The organism is Nocardioides currus (assembly GCF_003057875.1).
GTDB lineage: Bacteria > Actinomycetota > Actinomycetes > Propionibacteriales > Nocardioidaceae > Nocardioides > Nocardioides currus.
Genome location: NZ_PYXZ01000006.1, coordinates 34,592 through 54,167 on the forward strand (window position 1 = coordinate 34,592; position 19,576 = coordinate 54,167).

Here is a 19,576-nt window from a genome sequence, read left to right on the forward strand (position 1 = left end):
GTGAGCCCCGTCACAACGACCATGCAGGATTGTTCAACAATCTGTCAATACTTCCGTTGATCTACACTGCGGGCGTGACGACGAGTGAGTGGGTCGCGAGCCTCTCCGCCGAGCGGGCGTCGCTGACCCGGGCCAGCACGGCCGGCCGGGTGGCGGAGATCCTGCGCGCGCACATCACCGAGGGCCGGCTGCTGCCCGGCACCCGCCTGTCCGAGGAGGACATCGGCAGTGCCCTGGGCGTCTCGCGCAACACCCTGCGCGAGGCCTTCCGGTTGCTGACGCACGAGCGTCTGCTCGTCCACGAGTTCAACCGTGGGGTGTTCGTACGCCGCCTGAGCGTCGCCGACGTCCACGACCTCTACCGCTTCCGCCGCATCCTCGAGGTGTCGGCGATCCGCCAGGCCGCGCGGCTCGACGCGGCGACCCGCGATGCCCGCCTCGACCTCGTGCGCCAGGCGGTCGAGGAGGGCGAGCACGCCGGTGCGGAGTCGCGCTGGGTCGACGTCGGCACGGCCAACATGCACTTCCACCAGACGGTGGCCGCGCTCGCCGACAGCCCGCGCGTCGACGAGGCGATGCAGCACGTGCTCGCCGAGCTGCGGCTGGTCTTCCACGTCATGGGCGCGCCCCAGACGTTCCACGAGCCCTACCTCGCCGACAACCGGCGGATCCTCGACCTGCTCGTCGCCGGGTCGTGGGACGCGGCGGCGGATGCGCTGGACGACTACCTCGGGGTCGCCGAGGCCCAGCTGGTCGAGGCCTACACCGGCTGATCTGCCAGTGGCTACCCCGGGGACGACCGCGGCAGCCGGTGGCTCTCGAGCGGTACGCCGCCGGCGAGGTGCTCGAGGGCGATCGCGCGCGCGGCGGCGGGGTGGACGTCGCCGTACCAGACGTCGTCGGGCTGGACGCTCACCACCGGCGCCTGGTTGCACGGGAACTGGCAGCCGGTGTGGGTGATCAGCAGGTCGTCGTCGCCGAGGCCGGCCTCCATCGTCGCCAGCACGAGCGCGCGCATCGTGTCCTCGCCGCCCTGGGCCGTGCAGCGCGGGCCGCGGCAGACCAGCACCTGCCGGCGGTGGCCGCCGACGTCCTCCCAGGCCGCCGACGTGAGGCCCGGCTCGGAGCCGGTGATCGGCTTGACCTCCGCGACGACGTCATCGATCGAGGACAGCGACGACGCCAGCCGCGTCGCGACCTCGAGCGTCGGCCGCTCGCCCGACCGCTCGCGCCACCAGTGCCCGGCGATCCGCCGCAGCCACGAGTGCGCGGGCGCGAGGGGACCGAGGTCGACTCCGACGAGCGTGATCCGTCCGACGCCGAGGTCCGCCAGCCGCGTCAGCTCGCGTGACAGCGACGGGTCGCCCATCTGCAGGAAGGCCACGCTCGCGCCGCGATCCGCGGCCGCCGAGAGCAGTGACTCGCGGCGGTCGACGTCGGTGACGGACATGCCGACCAGGACGAGGGTCACAGCCGGATCACCCGCCCGGCAACGACGAGGTGCACCTCGTCGCACGCCGTCGCGACCCGCTGGTTGACCGTCCCGAGCAGGTCGCGGAACAGGCGCCCGGAGCGGTGGGACGGGACGACGCCCAGCCCCACCTCGTTGGTCACGAGCACCACGTCGGCGCGGGTCGCCAGCACGGTCACCACCTGGTCGAGCAGCCCGTCGACGAAGAGTCCGACCTCGTCGGAGGGGGCGTCCCAGAGCCGGCGCTCGTCGAGGACGGCGGTCAGCCAGGTGCCCAGGCAGTCGACGAGCACCGGCCCGCTGCGGTCCAGCGCCGCGGCCAGGTCGTGCGTCTCGACCGTCGTCCAGGTCGCCGGTCGCCGCAGCTGGTGCGCGGCGATCCGCACGGCCCAGTCGGGGTCGGGGTCCTCGGCGGTGGTGGGGCCCGGGGCGACGTACGACACGGACGACCGGTCGGCAAGCAGCGCTTCGGCGTGCCGCGACTTCCCCGACCGGACCCCGCCGGTGACCAGCACCCTCATGTCAGCTCCTCGATCCATCGGACGGCGTCGGCGACCTCGTGGACGGTCCGCACCCCGGCGGGCGCGGGTGGGCGGCGTACGACGACGACGGCCACGCCGAGCTCGGCGGCCGCCTCCAGCTTGGGCCGGGTGAGGTCGCCGCCCGAGTCCTTGGTGGCGAGCACGTCGGTGCCGTGCTCGCGCATGACGGCGAGCTCGGCGTCGAGCGAGTAGGGGCCGCGGTCCGTGACCAGCTGCCACGACGGGGGCAGGGGAGCGTCGGGCACGTCGACGACGCGCGCCAGCACCGGGAGCGCACCGAGCGGCGGTACGAACGCGGCGAGCTGTTGGCGTCCGATCGTGAGGAACGGCCGCTCGCCGAGGGAGGCGGTCGTGGTCGCCGCGGCGTCGTGGCTGTCCACGACGTGCCAGGACGGGTCGGCCGGCCACCCCGGCCGCTCGAGCCGGAGCAGCGGGACGTCGGTGCAGGCGGCCGCCGCGTTGGCCGAGATGCCGCGGGCGAACGGGTGGGTGGCGTCGATGACGGCGTCGTAGTCGGTCAGGGCCTCGCGGAGCCCGTCGGCTCCACCGAAGCCGCCGATCCGGACCGTGCCGACCGGCAGTCTGGGCCGCGCGACCCGGCCGGCGAGCGAGGACGTGACGTCGACGTCGGCGTCCACGAGCCGGGCCGCGAGGTCACGCGCCTCGCCGGTGCCGCCGAGCAGGAGCACCCTCATGCCGCACCTCCGGGCGGAAGGACCGGGAGACCGGACGGCGCGCCGTCGCGGGCCAGGCACAGCAGGGCGTCGACGTCGAGGTGCTCCTCGACGAGGTCGCCGAGCAGGTCGAGCCGACGCTCTCGCGCGGCCGGGAACGACACCGTGGACGGCGCGAGGCGCAGGGTCTCGGCGAGGAAGGCCCGGCGCAGGTCGTCGCCCTCGAGGCTGCCGTGCCACATCGTCCCGAACACCGGCCCCGAGCGGGCGCCGCCGAGGAACTCCTCGCCCGAGCCCACGCCGACCCGCCCGTGGTGGATCTCGTAGCCGGACGCGGGCGCGCCCAGCGCCGTACCCTCCGGGAGGCGGAGCACCTTCTCGGTGCCGAAGGTGGTGCTCACGTCGAGCAGCCCGAGCCCCGGGACCGTGCAGGGCTCGCCCTCGACCCCGAGCGGGTCGCTGACGACCATGCCGAGCATCTGGAAGCCGCCGCAGATCCCGAGGACGGGCCCGCCGCGCTCGGCGTGCGCCACGATCGCGCGGTCGAGTCCACGCGAGCGCAGCCACGCGAGGTCGCTGATCGTGGCGCGGGTGCCGGGCAGCACGACCAGGTCGGCGTCCGCGAGGTCACGCGGATCGGCGGCGAAGACGACGTCGAGGTCGGGCTCGAGGCCGAGCGCGTCGAGGTCGGTGAAGTTGCTGATGCGCGGGAGCCGGACCACGGCGACCTTGCGGGCACTCCCGCCGGTCGCGCGGCGCCCGTCGAGGTCGAGCGCGTCCTCGGAGTCGAGCCACAGCGACGGGTCCCACGGCAGCACGCCGTACACCCGCCGCCCGGTCAGGGACTCCAGCGAGGCGAGCCCGGGGGAGAGGAGCGCGGGGTCGCCGCGGAACTTGTTCACCACGAACCCCGCCACCAGCGCCTGGTCCGCGGGCTCCAGCAGCGCGACCGTCCCGAACATCGCCGCGAACACCCCGCCCCGGTCGATGTCGCCGACCACGACCGTCGGCAGGCCGGCGTGCCGGGCGAGCCCCATGTTGACGTAGTCGCCGGCGCGCAGGTTGATCTCGGTCGGGCTGCCCGCACCCTCGGCGACCACGACCTCGAAGCGCGAGGACAGGTCGTCGTACGCCGCGTGGGCGGCCTGCGCCAGGTGTCGCCGGCCGGTCTCCCAGTCGGACGACGAGACCGACCCCGCGGGCTGCCCCATCAGCACGACGTGGCTGCGCCGGTCGGAGCCGGGCTTGAGGAGGACGGGGTTGATGGCGGGCTCGGGCGTCACCCGCGCGGCCAGCGCCTGCACCCACTGCGCCCGCCCGATCTCGGCGGTCGTGCCGTCGGGCCCGGCGCAGACCATCGAATTGTTGGACATGTTCTGAGCCTTGTACGGCGCCACCTCCACACCACGGCGCGCGAACGCGCGGCACAACCCGGTGGTGACCACGGACTTGCCGGCGTCGGAGGTCGTGCCGGCGACCAGCAGCCCGCTCATCGGCCCCACCGCCACGTCCGCAGCACCCGGCAGTCGTCGTTGGCCCACCACTGCAGGTCGACCCGGTCGACCCGGGTCGTGACGGGCAGGTCGAGCTCGGCGCCCAGGCCCTCGACGCTGGCGCCGGTCGCCCGGTGGTCGAGCGTGAGGTGCGGGACGACCTCGGGGTAGCGACCCTCGTAGGGCGGGGTCTGGGGGAACGCCTCGGCGAGGCGCGAGGTCATGCGGGCCAAGGGTGCCGCCGGCTCGGGCCGGAGGTGGAGGATGCCGTCGGGGAACTCGCCGAGCGTCGCCAGCCGGACGTCGAACGCGGGCTCCGAGGCGAGCACCCGCTCCACCGTCTCCAGGTCCCGCGCGGTGGGCTCGTCGAGCCACGGGCCGAGCAGGGTGATGTGGGCGTGGACGAAGGCGGGGTCGGTGGAGACGTAGGAGTCGTCGTAGCGCGCCGTGCGATCGCGGACCACGGCGTCGAGCTCGGGCACCGGGACCACGATGACCGAGTGGCCGGGGCGACGGCTCATGCCGGCGCCCGGAGCAGGCACACGTCCATCACCCAGCCGGCGGCATCGCGGGCGCGCTCACGCGCGGGCTCGAGCGAGTCGACGACGTCGGCGATCCGGCCGGCCAGCAGCTCCTCGGAGTCGGTGCCGAGGTTGGCACCCCACCAGATCGACCAGTCGTCGAGCCCGGTCAGGTCGAGGGTGCGCGACAGCATGACCACGAGGTTGGTCTGCCCGGCGGCCACGTCGTCCTGCAGGCGACGCGCGGTCGTCACGTGCACCGGCTGCCCGACGCCGTGCAGCACGATCCGGTGCCGGGCGGCGAGCAGCTGCGGCGCACTGATCCCGGGGACCACGTCGAAGTCGATGCCCAGCGACTCGACGATGCGGATGGTCGAGTCGTACGTCGACGGGTCGCCCCACACCAGGAACCCCGCGGTCCCGCCACGCTCGCGCAGCACCGTGTCGTACGCCGCGACGCGGGCCGCGTGCCAGTCGCGGACGGCGCCGGGGTAGTCGGCCGGGTCATCGCGTTCGCGGGGAGGGTCGGGGACCGCGACCACCTCGACGCCGTACGACGCAGCGATCGAACGGCGGACGGCGAGCAGCCCGTCGGCGTCGTTCTTCGAGGCCGCGATCACGTAGTCGCAGGACCGGATCGCCTCGGCCGCCTCGGCCGTGACGTGCTGCGGCCCCATCCCGACGCCGACGACCCGGATCCTCACGAGCCGTCGTCCTCCAGGTCGCCCTCGACCTCGAGGTAGACCGCCTGCATCGCGGCCATCACGTCCGGGTCGGGCGACTCCCACAGCCCGCGGTCCGCGGCCTCGTGGAGGCGCTCGACGATGCCGCGCAGGGCCCACGGGTTCGACGTGCGCAGGAACTGCTGGTTGGTCTCGTCGAGGACGTACTCCGTCGCGAGCTTCTCGTACATCCAGTCGTGCACGACGCCGGCCGTCGCGTCGAAGCCGAAGAGGTAGTCGACGGTCGCGGCGAGCTCGAACGCGCCCTTGTAGCCGTGGCGCTGCATGGCCGCGATCCAGCGCGGGTTGACCACGCGGGAGCGGAAGACGCGCGCGGTCTCCTCGGCCAGGCTGCGCGTGCGGACGGCGTCGGGCGTGGTCGAGTCGCCGACGTAGGCCTTCGGGTCGGAGCCGGTCAGCGCCCGCACCGTCGCGACCATGCCGCCGTGGTACTGGAAGTAGTCGTCGGAGTCGGCGATGTCGTGCTCGAGGCTGTCGATGTTCTTCGCCGCCACCTTGATCCGGCGGTAGTTGGCGCGCATGTCGTCCGCGGCCGGTGCCCCGTCGAGGTCGCGGCCGTAGGCGAAGCCGCCCCACGCGGTGTAGACCTCGGCGAGGTCGTTGTCGTCGCGCCACGAGCCCGACTCGACGACCTGGAGGATGCCGGCGCCGTACGACCCGGGCTTCGACCCGAAGATGCGCGTCGTGGCCCGGCGCTCGTCGCCGTGGTCGGCCAGGTCGGCGCGGGTGTGGGCCCGGACGTAGTTGTCCTCGTCGGCCTCCTCCAGCTCGGCCACCATCCGCACGGCGTCGTCGAGCATCGCGACCACGTGCGGGAAGGCATCACGGAAGAAGCCGGAGATCCGCACCGTGACGTCGATCCGCGGGCGGCCGAGCTCGTCCAGCGGCACCACCGTCAGCTCGCGCACGCGACGCGACTCGGCGTCCCACTCGGGGCGTACGCCGAGGAGCGCGAGCACCTCGGCGACGTCGTCGCCGGAGGTGCGCATCGCGGAGGTGCCCCACACCGACAGACCGACCGAGGCGGGGTAGGCGCCGGTCTCGTCGAGGTAGCGCTGCACCAGCGACTCGGCCATCGCCTGGCCCGTCTGCCACGCCAGCCGCGACGGCACCGCGCGCGGGTCGACGGTGTAGAAGTTGCGACCCGTCGGGAGGACGTTGACCAGGCCCCGCAGCGGCGACCCGCTCGGGCCGGCGGCGATGAAACCGCCGTCGAGGGCGTGCAGCACGGCGGTCAGCTCGTCGGCGGTGCCGGCGAGCCGCGGGACGACCTCGGTCGCGGCGAAGGCCAGCACCCGCTGCACCTCCGTGTCCGGGTGCAGGTCGAGCGCGGCGGCCGGGTCCCAGCCCGCCTTCTCCATCTGCTCGACCAGACCGCGGGCCTGGGCCTCGAAGGCATCGACGTCCGCCCCCGTGGCAGCGTCGACGTCGACGAGGCCCAGGGCCGCGCGGAGGCCGGGGACGGCGTTGCCGACCCCGCCCCAGACCTGGGCTGCGCGCAGGATCGCGAGCACCAGGTTGACCCGTGGTTCCCCGACGGGCGGCTCCCCGAGGACGTGCAGTCCGTCGCGGATCTGCGCGTCCTTGATCTCGCAGAGCCAGCCGTCGATGTGCAGGATGAAGTCGTCGAAGTCCTCGTCGTCGGGCCGCTCGTCGAGCCCGAGGTCGCGGTGCAGCTCGGCCGCCTTCATCAGCGTCCAGATCTCGCCGCGGACGGCCGGCAGCTTGGCCGGGTCCATGGCCGCGATGTTGGCGTGCTCGTCCAGCAGCTGCTCGAGGCGGGCGATGTCGCCATACGCCTCGGCCCTGGCCATCGGCGGGACCAGGTGGTCGACGATCGTCGCGTGGGCGCGGCGCTTGGCCTGCGCCCCCTCGCCTGGGTCGTTGACGAGGAAGGGGTAGATGAGCGGCAGGCTGCCGAGCGCGGCGTCGGTGCCGCAGCTCGCGGAGAGGGCGGCGTTCTTGCCGGGCAGCCACTCCAGCGACCCGTGCTTGCCGAGGTGCACGACCGCGTCCGCCCCGAATCCCCCGTCCTCGACAGCACTGCCGATCCATCGGTAGGCGCCGATGTAGTGGTGGCTCGGCGCGAGGTCGGGGTCGTGGTAGATCGCGACCGGGTTCTCCCCGAAGCCGCGGGGCGGCTGGATCAGCAGCACGACGTTGCCCGCCACCAGCGTCGCGAGCACCAGCTCGTCGTCGTCGTTGACGAACAGCTTCCCGGGCGCCGGGCCCCACGCCTCGACCATCGCGGAGCGCAGGTCCTCGGGCAGGTCGCGGGTCCACTCGTCGTACGCCGCAGCGCTGATCCGCACGTGCGCGTCGGTGAGCTGCGCGCTGGTCAGCCACTCCTCGTCCTGGCCGCCGGCGGCGATCAGCGCGTGGATGAGGGCGTCGCCCTGCTCGGTGTCGGTGCCGTCGCGACCGAGGATCTCGACCACGGCGTTGTCGGTGCCGAGGTCGTAGCCCTCCGCTGCCAGCGTGCGCAGCAGCCGGATCGCGGAGACCGGGGTGTCGAGGCCGACGGCGTTGCCGATGCGGGCGTGCTTGGTGGGGTAGGCCGAGAGCACGAGGGCGAGCTTCTTCTCGGCGTTGGGCAGCGAGCGCAGGCGGGCGTGCTTGACGGCGATGCCCGCGACCCGGGCGCAGCGCTCGGCGTCGGCGACGTAGTGGGGGAGCCCGTCCTCGTCGACCTCCTTGAAGGAGAACGGCGCGGTGATGATCCGGCCGTCGAACTCCGGGATCGCGATCTGGGTCGCGGAGTCGAGCGGCGAGACGCCGTCGTCGGAGGCCTCCCACTCGGCGCGGCTGCTGGTCAGGCACAGTCCTTGGATGATCGGGATGTCGAGCGCGGCCATCCGGGCGACGTCCCACGCCTCGTCGTCGCCGCCGGCGCTGGCCGTCGACGGCACGCTGCCGCCTGCGGCGAGCACGGTCACGACGAGCGCGTCGAGGGTGCCGAGGGCGTCGAAGAGGTCATCGGGCGCGGAGCGCAGCGAGCCCGCGAAGATGGGTACGCCGACGGCCTGGCCGGTCGCGTCCACCGCATCGGCGAGGGCGTGGGCGAAGGCGGTGTTGCCGCTCGCCTCGTGGGCGCGGTAGTAGAGCACCCCGATCCGCGGGAGCGCCTCGTCGACCGCGGGCCGCGCGGCGTACCCCCACTGCGGCAGCACCGCCGGCGCCTCGAACCCCTCACCGGTCAGCAGGACCGTGTCGGAGAGGAAGGCGTGCAGCTGGCGCAGGTTGTCCGGGCCGCCCTCGGCGAGGTAGCGGTGGGCCTCGGTCGCGACGCCCATCGGCACCGACGAGAGCTCCATCAGCTCGGCGCTGGGCTGCTGCTCCCCGCCGAGCACGATGACCGGCTGGCCGGTCGCGGCGATGCGGGTGAAGCCCGAGCAGAGGTCCTGCGGGGAGCCCAGCAGGCGGCCGACGACGAGGTCGCAGCCCTCGATCACCTCGGCCATCGACTGGTGACCGGGACGGGCCGGGTTGGAGAGCACCCAGTCGGCGCCGGAGGCCCGGGCGCTGAGCAGGTCGGTGTCGGACGTGGACAGCAGGGCGATGCGCACGGCGTGTTCCTCCTCCGGGGTTCTCGCCCCGGCTATCGGTCGGATGAGCCGCGGGGAGTGTCTGGCTGGACCCCTCCCGTCAGGGAGTGGTCGTCACAGTGGCGGAACCGCCCCGGAGTCGCACCGGGTTCCTCGTGTCCTTGGCTCGACGCCACAGTAGTGGAGACTGGGCGACGTGCGCGCTCCGGTCTACCTCGTGAGGCACGGCCAGTCGGAGTGGAACGTCCTCCGGCTCACGCAGGGCCAGACCGACCACCCGCGGCTGACCGACCTCGGTCGCGCCCAGGCCGAGGCCGCCGCCTCGGTCCTCGCCGCCGACCTGGCGGACGGCGAGGCGCGGCTCGTCACCAGCGACCTGCTGCGCGCGCTCGAGACGGCGCGCACCATCGGCGACCGGCTCGGGGTCGAGCCCGTCCTCGACTTCCGCCTGCGCGAGCAGCACCTCGGGTCGCTGGAGGGTCTGCGCTACGAGGAGTCGTGGGCGCACGCCGAGCTCCACGACTGGACCGACCCGGAGCTGCCGATGGCCGGAGGGGAGTCCGTCGCCGCCGTACGCCGCCGCCTGGCCGAGGTGCTGGACGCGGTCGACCCCGCGGTGCCGACCGTGCTGGTCAGCCACGGCGACGCGATCCGCGCGGCGATCGCCCTGCTCCTCGACCAGCCGGTGACGGACGTGCCGTGGGTCGAGGTGGCCAACGGGTCGGTCGCCCGCTGGGACGGCGAGCTGGCGTGGCTGGACCCCGTCGGGGACGACGGACCGGATTTCGCTGTTGACGAACACGGCACCCTCCCCGGAACACGGCCGACCCCCCGCTAGTTGAGTCGACACCACTCAAGGTTGTCGAAAGCGAGGGACCATCGTGTCCAGCACCAGTCTTCCCGTCCTGTTCGTCGCCGATCTCGTCGTGCTGCCCGGGATGGTGGTCTCGCTCGAGCTCGACGAGGCCTCCCGAGCGGCCGTCGACGCGGCCAACACCGGCAGCGAGGGCCGCCTCCTGGTCGCCCCGCGCCTGGACGACCGCTACGCCTCGCACGGCGTCATCGCCAAGGTCGAGCGCGTCGGCCGGTTCAGCAGCGGCGGCCCCGCCGTCGTGCTCAAGGCGGAGCAGCGCGGCCGGATCGGCAGCGGCGTCAGCGGCCCCGGGGCTGCCCTCTGGGTCGAGGTCGAGCCCGTCGAGGACCACGTCACCGAGCGGGCCCGCGAGCTCGCCGAGGACTACAAGCGCCTCGTCGTCGCCGTCCTCCAGCGCCGCGAGGCCTGGCAGGTCATCGACCAGGTCCACCAGATGTCCGACCCCAGCGCGATCGCGGACGCGGCCGGCTACGCGCCGTACATCTCCGCCGAGCGCAAGCGCGAGCTCCTCGAGGACACGGACGTCGAGTCCCGCCTCGAGACCCTGATCGGCTGGACCCGCGACCACCTCGCCGAGGCCGAGGTCACCGACAAGATCGGCGAGGACGTGCGCGAGGGCATGGAGAGGAGCCAGCGCGAGTTCCTGCTCCGCCAGCAGCTGGCGGCGATCCGCAAGGAGCTCGGCGAGGGCGAGCCCGAGGGCGCCGACGACTACCGGGCGCGGGTCGAGGCCGCCGAGGTGCCCGACGCCGTGCGCGAGGCGCTGCTCCGCGAGGTCGACAAGCTCGAGCGGTCGAGCGACCAGAGCCCCGAGACCGCGTGGATCCGGACCTGGCTCGACACGGTGCTCGAGCTGCCGTGGCACGTCACGACCGAGGACTCGACCGACATCGTCGCCGCGCGGGGGGTGCTCGACGCCGACCACCACGGCCTCGACGAGGTCAAGGAGCGGATCGTGGAATACCTCGCCGTCCGCGCCCGCCGCGCCGAGCGCGGCCTCCAGGTCGTCGGCGGCCGTGGCTCCGGCGCCGTCGTCCTGCTCGCCGGTCCTCCCGGCGTCGGCAAGACCTCGCTCGGCGAGTCCGTCGCGCACGCGCTGGGCCGGGAGTTCGTCCGCGTCGCCCTCGGCGGCGTCCGCGACGAGGCCGAGATCCGCGGCCACCGCAGGACGTACGTCGGCGCGCTGCCGGGTCGCATCGTGCGGGCGATCAAGGAGGCCGGCTCGATGAACCCGGTCGTCCTGCTCGACGAGGTCGACAAGATCGGCGCCGACTACCGCGGCGACCCGGCTGCGGCCCTGCTGGAGGTGCTGGACCCCGCGCAGAACCACACGTTCCGCGACCACTACCTCGAGCTCGACCTCGACCTGTCCGACGTGCTGTTCATCGCCACCGCCAACGTCGTCGAGCAGATCCCGCAGGCCCTGCTCGACCGGATGGAGCTCGTCACCCTCGACGGCTACACCGAGGACGACAAGGTCGCCATCGCCCGCGACTTCCTGCTGCCGCGGCAGCTCGAGCGGGCCGCGCTGACGGCCGACGAGGTCACCGTGTCCGACGCCGCGCTGCGCGAGATCGCGGCCAACTACACCCGCGAGGCGGGCGTGCGCCAGATGGAGCGGTTCCTCGCCAAGGCGCTGCGCAAGGCGGCGATCCGGCTCGCGAGCGGCGCCGAGCGCGTCGACGTCGACCTGGCCGACCTGAAGGACCTCGTCGGACGTCCCCGCTTCACGCCGGAGGCGCCCGAGCGCACCTCGGTGCCGGGCGTCGCGACGGGTCTCGCCGTGACCGGGCTCGGTGGTGACGTGCTCTTCATCGAGGCCTCCGCCCACGAGGGCAAGGCCGGGCTCACCCTGACCGGCCAGCTCGGGGACGTGATGAAGGAGTCGGCCCAGATCGCCCTCACCTTCGTCCGCTCCCACGCCGCCGAGCTCGGCGTCGACGCGTCGTTCTTCGACCGGGCGATCCACGTGCACGTGCCGGCCGGGGCCACGCCGAAGGACGGCCCGTCGGCCGGCATCACGATGGTCACCGCCCTGACGTCGCTGGCCAGCGGACGGCCCGTGCGGTCCGAGGTCGGGATGACCGGTGAGGTCACGCTCAACGGCCGCGTGCTGCCCATCGGCGGGCTGAAGCAGAAGCTGCTCGCCGCCCAGCGCAACGGCATCACCGAGGTGTTCGTGCCGCTGCGCAACGAGCCCGACCTCGACGACGTCCCCGCCGACGTCCTCGAGGCCCTGACGGTGAACGTCGTGGGTGACGTCCTCGACGTGGTGCGCGGTGCCCTCGAGCCGGGGACGACGGGCGCCGCAGCGGCCGCCTGAGGCCGGTCCGGTCGTCGTGGGTCCTGGCGAGTGGCTCCGGCCACTCGTCAGGACTAGCGTCATCCTCACCGCACCAAGGAGAGGAACGCCATGTCGATGTCCACGTCACACGTCGGAGGACCGCAGCTGCCCCAGGAGCGCCGGATCGTCACCGCGATCCCCGGTCCCGAGTCGCAGGCACTGCACGCGCGCAAGACCGCGAGCGTCGCGTCGGGGGTCGGCACCACGCTGCCGGTCTACGTCACCGCCGCCGGCGGGGGAGTCGTCGTCGACGTCGACGGCAACTCGCTGATCGACTTCGGCTCCGGCATCGCCGTGACCACCGTCGGCAACAGTGCCCCGCGCGTCGCCGCGGCCGTCGCCGAGCAGGTCGCCGCGTTCACCCACACCTGCTTCATGATCACGCCCTACGACGGCTACGTCCGGGTCGCCGAGGCGCTCAACCGCCTCACCCCGGGTGACTTCGAGAAGAAGTCGGTGCTCTTCAACTCCGGTGCCGAGGCCGTCGAGAACGCCGTCAAGATCGCCCGCCAGTTCACCAAGCGCCAGGCGGTCGTGGTCGTCGACCACGCCTACCACGGGCGGACCAACCTGACGATGGCGATGACCGCCAAGTCGATGCCCTACAAGAGCGGCTTCGGGCCGTTCGCGGGCGAGGTCTACCGCGCCTCGGCGTCGTACCCCTTCCGCGACGGCGAGACCGACGGCGTCGCCGCCGCGAAGCGCACGATCGACGAGATCGAGAAGCAGGTCGGCGCCGACAACCTCGCCGCCTTCGTCATCGAGCCGATCCTCGGCGAGGGCGGCTTCGTCGTGCCCGCCCCCGGCTTCCTGCCCACCCTCGTCGAGTGGTGCAACGCCAACGGCGTCGTCTTCGTCGCCGACGAGGTGCAGTCGGGCTTCGCCCGCACCGGCGCGATGTTCGCGATGGAGCACGAGGGCGTCGCACCCGACCTGATCACCACCGCCAAGGGCATCGCCGGTGGCCTGCCGCTGAGCGCCGTGACGGGGCGCGCCGAGATCATGGACGCGCCTCACGTCGGCGGCCTGGGAGGGACGTACGGCGGCAACCCGATCGCCTGCGCCGCGGCGCTGGCCGTCATCGAGACGATCGAGGCCGACGGCCTGGTCGAGCGCGCCCAGGCGATCGAGAGGACGATGGTCGAGCGCCTCACCGCGATCCAGGCCAAGGACCCGCGCATCGGCGACATCCGTGGTCGCGGCGCGATGCTGGCCGTCGAGCTCGTCACCGAGGGCACGACCCCCGACCCCGACCTCACCAAGGCCGTTGCGACCGCCGCCCACCAGCAGGGGCTGATCGTGCTGACCTGCGGCACCTACGGCAACGTCCTGCGCTTCCTCCCGCCGCTCTCGATGCCCGACCACCTGCTCGCCGAGGGCCTCGACATCCTGGAGTCGGTCTTCGCCTCGGTGTAGCCGGGGTGGCCTCGGCCGCTGTCGAGCTGGGTGGCGGCAGATTGCGGGTGGTGGGCGCCGTACGTCGCGATGTGCCGCCACCACGGCGGGGGGTCGAGGTGGGTGGCGGCAGATCGCGGGTGGTGGGCGCCGTACGTCGCGATGTGCCGCCACCGCGCCGTGGCTGCCGTGCTGGGTGGCGGCGGATCGCGGGTGGTGGGCGTCTTAGGTCGCGATGTGCCGCCACCGCGGCGGGGCTGCCGGGCTGGGTGGCGGCGGATCGCGGGTGGTGGGCGTCTTAGGTCGCGATGTGCCGCCACCGCGGCGGGGCTGCCGGGCTGGGTGGCGGCGGATCGCGGGTGGTGGGCGTCGTACGTCGCGATGTGCCGCCACCACGACGGGGCTGGTACCGCGCCGGGGCTGGTGGGCTGGGTGGCGGCAGATCGCGGGTGGGGGGCGTCGTACGTCGCGATGTGCCGCCACCACGACAGGGCTGGTGAGCTGGGTGCTCAGTGGGAGCAGGTGCACTCGCCGTCGGCGCAGCACGAACCCGACATCTTCGGTGACGGGGGCACGTCGAGCGACGGGTTCTCGTCGAAGAAGCCGAAGGGCTTGAGCCACCACGCGACCGTGTCGGCGGGCATGACCGGCCAGTCCTCCGGTCGCGGCACGTGGTGGATGCCGAAGACGTACCAGAGCACGACGTCGGCGTCCTCGAGCGGCTCGTCGTCGGCGACCCACTCGCTCATCCCGCGCACGTCGGTCGTCGACTGGGTCGGGTAGGCGCCGGCCGGCCACCTCTCCTCGGGGTGGTTGGCCGTCACCCACACGGTGTGCCCGATGACCGGCGCCCGCTCGAACTGCGGGGTCCCGGGCTCCATCAGGGACGGGATCGAGGCGCTCGGCACGAGCTTGTACGCCGGGTGGTCGCCGTGCGCGTTCGTCGCGTTCGGGTTGATGACCTTCCACCCGCGCTGCCGCTCCCAGCTGAAGTCGCGGCCCGACTCCGCCTCGGAGCGGACCGGGGTCGCGACCGTCCGGACCGCCAGCCCGTGCGGGTTGTCCGGCCCGACGGGCACGACCTCCGAGTCGACCTCGAGGACCGTCTGCGTCGGGCCGTCCACGTCGAGGTCGAGGCGCGCGACGATGAAGTGCTGGTGGATCGGGGCGTACGTCGTGTTGTCGACCCTGGTCCCCGTGCGGGGCGCGCCGGCCTCGGCGTCGTACGGCGTGGTGACCATGATCCCGGTGGCGCGGACCTCGCACTCGATGTTGCCGTCCTGGTAGAAGCGCCAGTAGACGATGTACTCGTAGTTGGCGACCGTCGCGTGGAACGAGACGACGAAGCGGCGCATCCGGCGGACCTCGGCGCCGGCGTGCTCGTCGACGTGCTTCCACAGGATCGCGTTGTCCTCCTCGTGGATGCAGATCGCGTTGCCGATGGTGAACGGCTCGCCCTGGGTGTCGTGCAGCGTGGCGTCGAGGTAGGTGATCTCGCCGAGGCAGTCGCAGCCGAGCTCGAGCGAGGTGGTCATGAAGCCGAGGCCCCACTCGCCGATGTCGTAGGCCGTTCGGCGCACGTGCTCGAAGGAGGGGTCGCGGTAGGGGACGATCATCTCGGCGAAGGACATCCGGTGCGCGACGTCGCGTCCGTCGTAGGAGATCGCGTGCAGCGTCATCCCCTCGCGGTAGTTGAAGCCGACGCGCATCGACCACTTCTGCCAGCGCAGCTCCTCGCCGTCGAGGGTGAACGAGACGCCCTCGGGCTGGACGATCTGCAGCGGCGCGATGTCGGTGCGCTGCTCGCCGCCCCACTCCGCGGGGACGTACTCGCCCTTGACCTCCGGCATGCCCGGGTCTGGGCCGCGCTCGATGTCGAGGAGCTCGCTGGTGTTCATGTCGACGATCAGCTTCATGCCCGGCACGGGGTGGGCGTACGGGCTCCCGTTCGGCGTCTTGCGCACCCAGATGTCGCACCAGCCGAGTCGGCGGTCGGCGTACTGCGGCGGCATCAGCGCCTTGGCGTAGGTCCACGCGTCGAAGAGCACGAGGTCCATGTCGGTGATGCCGCGCTCGGCGAGGGCCGCGCGGACGTCGGGGTGGGACTTCATGGCGACGTCGATGTCGTGCCACTCGTCGACGGTGAAGTTGGGGGTGGCGCCGGGCACGATCGTCCACGACGTCACGGCGTCGCCGGTGAGGTCGACGACGGCCTCGGCGGCCTCGTTGCTCTCGCGGTTCCACAGTACGGCGAGGGCCGACCGCTCCACCGCGTCGCCGGCCTTCCAGGCCTTCACCAGCGTCTTCGCCGGCTCGGCCAGCTCGATGCCGGCGAACCGCCACGATCCGTCCAGCCCCTGGTCGCGGCGCAGGATCGCGGCCGTCGCCCGGAACTCGTCCTCGGTCAGCGGGGTGAGCGGGTGGATCGCCATGTGTTCCCTCTCCGAATCGATGGGCCTAGCCTGTGCGCTATGTCGGACAAGAAGACTTTCCACAACATCATCGACGGGCAGGTCCAGGCGTCCGCGTCGGGCGCCGCGATGGACATCATCAACCCCTCGACGGGTGCCGTCTACGCCACCGCGCCGATGTCGGACGAGCACGACGTGGACCTCGCGTTCCAGGCGTCTGCGAAGGCCTTCGAGAAGTGGCGCTGGTCGACCCCGAGCACCCGCCAGCAGGCCCTGCTCAAGCTGGCCGACGTGATCGAGGACGGTGCCGAGGAGCTCATCGCCATCGAGGGCGAGAACACCGGCAAGCCGGCCCACCTCACGCGCAGCGAGGAGGTGCCGGTGATGGTCGACCAGATCCGGTTCTTCGCCGGCGCCGCGCGCGTCCTCGAGGGTCGGTCGTCGGGGGAGTACCTCGCCGGCTTCACCTCCTCGATCCGCCGCGAGCCCGTGGGCCCGGTCGGGCAGGTCGCCCCGTGGAACTACCCGATGATGATGGCGGTCTGGAAGTTCGCGCCCGCCCTGGCCGCGGGCTGCACCGTGGTGATGAAGCCGTCGGACACGACCCCCGCGTCGTCGTACTGGATGTTCGAGAAGATGCAGGACATCTTCCCGGCCGGCGTGGTCAACCTGATCACCGGTGACCGCGACACCGGCGCCGCGCTGACCCGCCACAAGGTCCCGCAGCTCGTCTCGATCACGGGCTCCACCCGCGCGGGCATGGCGGTCGCCAAGTCAGCGGCCGAGGACCTGAAGCGCGCCCACCTCGAGCTCGGCGGCAAGGCCCCGGTCGTGGTCTTCGACGACGCCGACCTCGACGCCGCCGTGTCGGGCATCTCCGAGGCCGGCCTCTTCAACGCCGGCCAGGACTGCACCGCCGCGACCCGGGTGATCGTGCAGGCCGGGGTCTACGACGAGTTCACCGCGAAGCTCGCCGAGGCCGCCGCGGCGATGAAGACCGGCTTCGACCCCGCCGACGACGACATCTTCTTCGGCCCCATCAACAACGCCAACCAGCTCGACCACATCTCCGGTCTCGTCGACCGTGCGCCCGAGCACGCCCGCGTCGTCACCGGTGGCCAGAAGATCGGCGGTGACGGCTTCTTCTACCAGCCGACCGTGATCGCCGACCTCGAGCAGACCGACGAGCTCATCACCACCGAGATCTTCGGCCCGGTGCTCACGGTGCAGAAGTTCTCCGACGAGGACGAGGCCGTGCGGATGGCCAACGACACGGTCTACGGCCTCTCGTCCTCGGTGTGGACCTCCAACGCCACCACCGCGACCCGGATGTCGCTGCGCCTCGACTTCGGCTGCGTGTGGATCAACACCCACATCCCGCTGGTCGCCGAGATGCCGCACGGCGGCTTCAAGCACTCCGGCTACGGCAAGGACCTCTCGATGTACGGCATGGAGGACTACACGCGCATCAAGCACGTGATGCAGCACCACGGCTTCGAGGGCTGACCCTCCGCCGTACCCCGCGCTCCCGCGTCTGCTGAGGTCGTCGCGGTTTCCCCGCCGAGGCGGGGAAACCAAGACGAAGGGATCAGTCCACGACGGCGGGCACGCACAGCACCGGCCGGGTGCTGACGTGCAGCAGCTTGTGCGGGGTGGAGCCGAGCACGGCGCCACGGATCGGGCTCTCGCCGGCCGTCCCGACGACGATGACCGTGGCGTCGTAGCGCTCGGCGACCTCCACCAGCGCCTGCGCCGGCTTGGAGTCGACGAGCTCGACGACGCTGTCCACACCCGCCGCCTCGGCCGCCTCCATCGCGTGGGACAGGGCAGCCGCGCCGATCTCCCGCAGGGCCTCGCGGTGTGCCGTGGCCTCCTCGCCCAGGCCGCCGGGCGGGGCGCTGCCGTAGACCAGCACGAGGCGCTCACCGAAGCGTTGCGCCACGCTGAGCGCGGTGGCCAGCGCGGCCCGGGCGCCGGGTGACTCGTCGAAGCCGAGGACGACCGCCATGTCGCTCAGCCCTCCAGTCCGTCGGGGTCGCCGGCCGCGGCCTTCAGCCCGTGCACCACGTCCGGGTCCGGCAGTCCGGCGCGTTCCTGCCAGAACCGCCCGTCCACCACCCGCCACACGAACATGAAGACCACGCCCACCAGGAAGATGCCGACGCCGATCACCAGGGGCGGACCGACGCCGAGCCAGGACACGCCGCTGTAGGAGTTGGCCGGGTCGGACATGTCGCGCACCGAGAGCACGAGCAGCCAGATCAGCAGTGCGGCACCGACCAGCGGACCGATACCGATCAGGATGAGGTTCTTCGCTGACTCCATCAGGTGCTTGCGGTGGTACACCGCGCACGCGATGCCGGTGAGTGCGTAGTAGAAGGCGATCAGCAGCGCCAGCGCGGTGAGCGAGTCGAACAGCGCGTTCTCGCTGATCTGGTAGATCGCGACGTACCACGCGATGGCGATGGCCGCGACCGTCCAGGTGCTCACGTCGGGGGTCCGGTGGTGAGGATGGATGTGCGCGAGCCTGTGGGGCAGTGCGTGCCGCCGCGCCATCGACAGCCCGGTCCGCGAGGCCGGGATGATCGTGGTCTGGGTGGAGGCGATGGCCGAGGTGGACACCGAGGCCAGCACGACCCAGTCCCAGCCGCCCATCGCGTGCTCGGCCAGGGCGGAGAAGATGAACTCCTCCTCGCCGGCGTTGTCGGACAGCCACTGGGTGCCGGCGAAGGAGACGACGGCGTAGGCCACCGAGACGTAGGTGACCAGCAGCACCAGCGTCGACCAGAGCGCGGCACGACCGGGGGTGGAGTTGCCGTCGGTGGTCTCCTCGCTGAGGTTGACCGCTGACTCCCAGCCCCAGTAGGCGAAGACTCCCAGGAGGAGGGCGGTGGTCAACCCGGCGCCGCCACCCCCGAACGGATTGAGCCAGGTCAGTGACGGATCGATCGGGGACAGGTCGGCGGGTGCGTTGTCGGTGACGGCGCGGCCGATGGCGACGGCGGCGAAGACCAGCAGCGACACCACCTGGGCGATGATCATGATGTTCTGCAGCCGGGCCGAGACGTCGGTGCCGAGCACGCAGACCCAGGTCAGCAGCAGGATCAGCCCGATCGCCAGTGGCATCCGGATCCAGGCGTTGTCCGCGGCGGCGTCCGCCCCGAAGGTGCGGAGGCCGAAACCAGCCCCGACGTCGGCCAGCGAGCCGATCACGAGCACGCCGGTCATCGTGATCGCCCAACCGCCGAGCCAACCGATCCAGGGGCCGAGCGCCCTGGTCACCCAGCTGAAGGTGGTGCCGCAGTCGGGGTCCACCCGATTGAGGTAGAGGAAGGCGGTGGCGATCAGGGCCATCGGCACGAACGACGCCAACAGCGCACCCGGCGCATAGACCCCGACCGCCGCGGTGATCGCGCCGATGACGGCGGCCAGCGAGTAAGCCGGGGAGGTGGACGCGAGTCCGATCACCAGTGCGTCGAGGAAGCCGATGGCGCCGGCCTTGAGCTCTCCGTCCTCCTGGGTCGCCGTCGTGCTCAACTGGGCTTCCCCCACATAGTTCCTTC

The 19,576-nt window shown here is 72.4% G+C and carries 15 protein-coding genes and 1 riboswitch; of the genes, 5 read left to right on the forward strand and 10 right to left on the reverse strand.

From position 1 onward, the window contains the following. The first annotated feature begins 74 nt into the window (after window positions 1–74). A complete protein-coding gene (locus tag C7S10_RS13840) occupies window positions 75–773 on the forward strand; it encodes a GntR family transcriptional regulator (RefSeq protein ID WP_108345278.1) in 699 nt (232 codons plus the stop codon). 11 nt (window positions 774–784) lie between these two features. Here the strand turns inward: C7S10_RS13840 and C7S10_RS13845 are convergent, their stop codons facing one another. The 7 genes from C7S10_RS13845 to cobN are packed head-to-tail and all read right to left on the reverse strand — an operon-like array spanning window position 785 to window position 9,010. After that, window positions 785–1,471, reverse strand: coding sequence for a (2Fe-2S) ferredoxin domain-containing protein (locus C7S10_RS13845; RefSeq protein WP_243395378.1), 687 nt, complete (start codon window positions 1,469–1,471; stop codon window positions 785–787). Continuing rightward, on the reverse strand, window positions 1,468–1,992 hold the full coding sequence (locus C7S10_RS13850) for a bifunctional adenosylcobinamide kinase/adenosylcobinamide-phosphate guanylyltransferase (protein ID WP_108345037.1): 525 nt from the start codon (window positions 1,990–1,992) through the stop codon (window positions 1,468–1,470). The genes C7S10_RS13845 and C7S10_RS13850 overlap by 4 nt, the downstream gene beginning before the upstream one ends. Next, window positions 1,989–2,708 (reverse strand): cobalt-precorrin-6A reductase, encoded by a 720-nt coding sequence (locus C7S10_RS13855; RefSeq protein WP_108345038.1) that lies wholly within the window; start codon window positions 2,706–2,708, stop codon window positions 1,989–1,991. Before C7S10_RS13855 ends, C7S10_RS13850 begins: the two co-directional genes overlap by 4 nt. Then, window positions 2,705–4,180 carry a cobyric acid synthase gene (locus C7S10_RS13860; RefSeq protein WP_108345280.1) on the reverse strand — a complete coding sequence of 492 codons (1,476 nt, stop codon included), beginning with the start codon at window positions 4,178–4,180 and terminating at the stop codon, window positions 2,705–2,707. The genes C7S10_RS13855 and C7S10_RS13860 overlap by 4 nt, the downstream gene beginning before the upstream one ends. Next, entirely contained in the window at window positions 4,177–4,701 is a 525-nt protein-coding gene (locus C7S10_RS13865) for a 2'-5' RNA ligase family protein (protein WP_108345039.1), read from the reverse strand. The genes C7S10_RS13860 and C7S10_RS13865 overlap by 4 nt, the downstream gene beginning before the upstream one ends. Beyond that, on the reverse strand, window positions 4,698–5,405 hold the full coding sequence (gene cobF, locus C7S10_RS13870; RefSeq protein WP_108345040.1) for a precorrin-6A synthase (deacetylating): 708 nt from the start codon (window positions 5,403–5,405) through the stop codon (window positions 4,698–4,700). The genes C7S10_RS13865 and cobF overlap by 4 nt, the downstream gene beginning before the upstream one ends. Continuing rightward, a complete protein-coding gene (gene cobN / locus C7S10_RS13875) occupies window positions 5,402–9,010 on the reverse strand; it encodes a cobaltochelatase subunit CobN (protein ID WP_108345041.1) in 3,609 nt (1,202 codons plus the stop codon). The genes cobF and cobN overlap by 4 nt, the downstream gene beginning before the upstream one ends. Window positions 9,011–9,045: 35 nt before the next feature. After that, a riboswitch (cobalamin riboswitch) is annotated at window positions 9,046–9,168 on the reverse strand. Between the two features lie 17 nt (window positions 9,169–9,185). On the opposite strand from cobN, the gene C7S10_RS13880 reads away from it, so the two are divergent. From C7S10_RS13880 to gabT, 3 genes are all read left to right on the forward strand, one after another. Continuing rightward, on the forward strand, window positions 9,186–9,827 hold the full coding sequence (locus tag C7S10_RS13880) for a histidine phosphatase family protein (RefSeq protein WP_165807153.1): 642 nt from the start codon (window positions 9,186–9,188) through the stop codon (window positions 9,825–9,827). Window positions 9,828–9,870: 43 nt separating this feature from the next. Then, complete coding sequence (gene lon / locus C7S10_RS13885; RefSeq protein WP_108345043.1) at window positions 9,871–12,186, forward strand: endopeptidase La; 2,316 nt, start codon at window positions 9,871–9,873, stop codon at window positions 12,184–12,186. Between the two features lie 96 nt (window positions 12,187–12,282). Further along, window positions 12,283–13,623: a 4-aminobutyrate--2-oxoglutarate transaminase gene (gene gabT, locus C7S10_RS13890; RefSeq protein WP_108345281.1), complete on the forward strand. Its 1,341-nt coding sequence runs from the start codon at window positions 12,283–12,285 to the stop codon at window positions 13,621–13,623. 488 nt (window positions 13,624–14,111) lie between these two features. On the opposite strand, the gene C7S10_RS13895 is transcribed toward gabT, so the two are convergent. Then, window positions 14,112–16,034, reverse strand: a complete 1,923-nt coding sequence (locus C7S10_RS13895) for a primary-amine oxidase (protein ID WP_108345044.1) — start codon at window positions 16,032–16,034, stop codon at window positions 14,112–14,114. Between the two features lie 39 nt (window positions 16,035–16,073). Here C7S10_RS13895 and C7S10_RS13900 point away from each other — a divergent pair, with 39 nt between their 5' ends. Continuing rightward, the gene (locus tag C7S10_RS13900; RefSeq protein ID WP_108345045.1) at window positions 16,074–17,519 is read left to right on the forward strand and encodes a gamma-aminobutyraldehyde dehydrogenase; all 1,446 of its coding nucleotides are present in this window, start codon (window positions 16,074–16,076) and stop codon (window positions 17,517–17,519) included. Window positions 17,520–17,601: 82 nt separating this feature from the next. Here C7S10_RS13900 and C7S10_RS13905 read toward each other — a convergent pair whose 3' ends face one another. Both C7S10_RS13905 and C7S10_RS13910 read right to left on the reverse strand, forming a co-directional pair. After that, window positions 17,602–18,021: a universal stress protein gene (locus C7S10_RS13905; RefSeq protein ID WP_108345046.1), complete on the reverse strand. Its 420-nt coding sequence runs from the start codon at window positions 18,019–18,021 to the stop codon at window positions 17,602–17,604. A 5-nt stretch (window positions 18,022–18,026) separates the two neighbouring features. Next, window positions 18,027–19,550, reverse strand: coding sequence for an APC family permease (locus C7S10_RS13910; RefSeq protein ID WP_108345047.1), 1,524 nt, complete (start codon window positions 19,548–19,550; stop codon window positions 18,027–18,029). Between the last annotated feature and the right edge of the window lie 26 nt (window positions 19,551–19,576).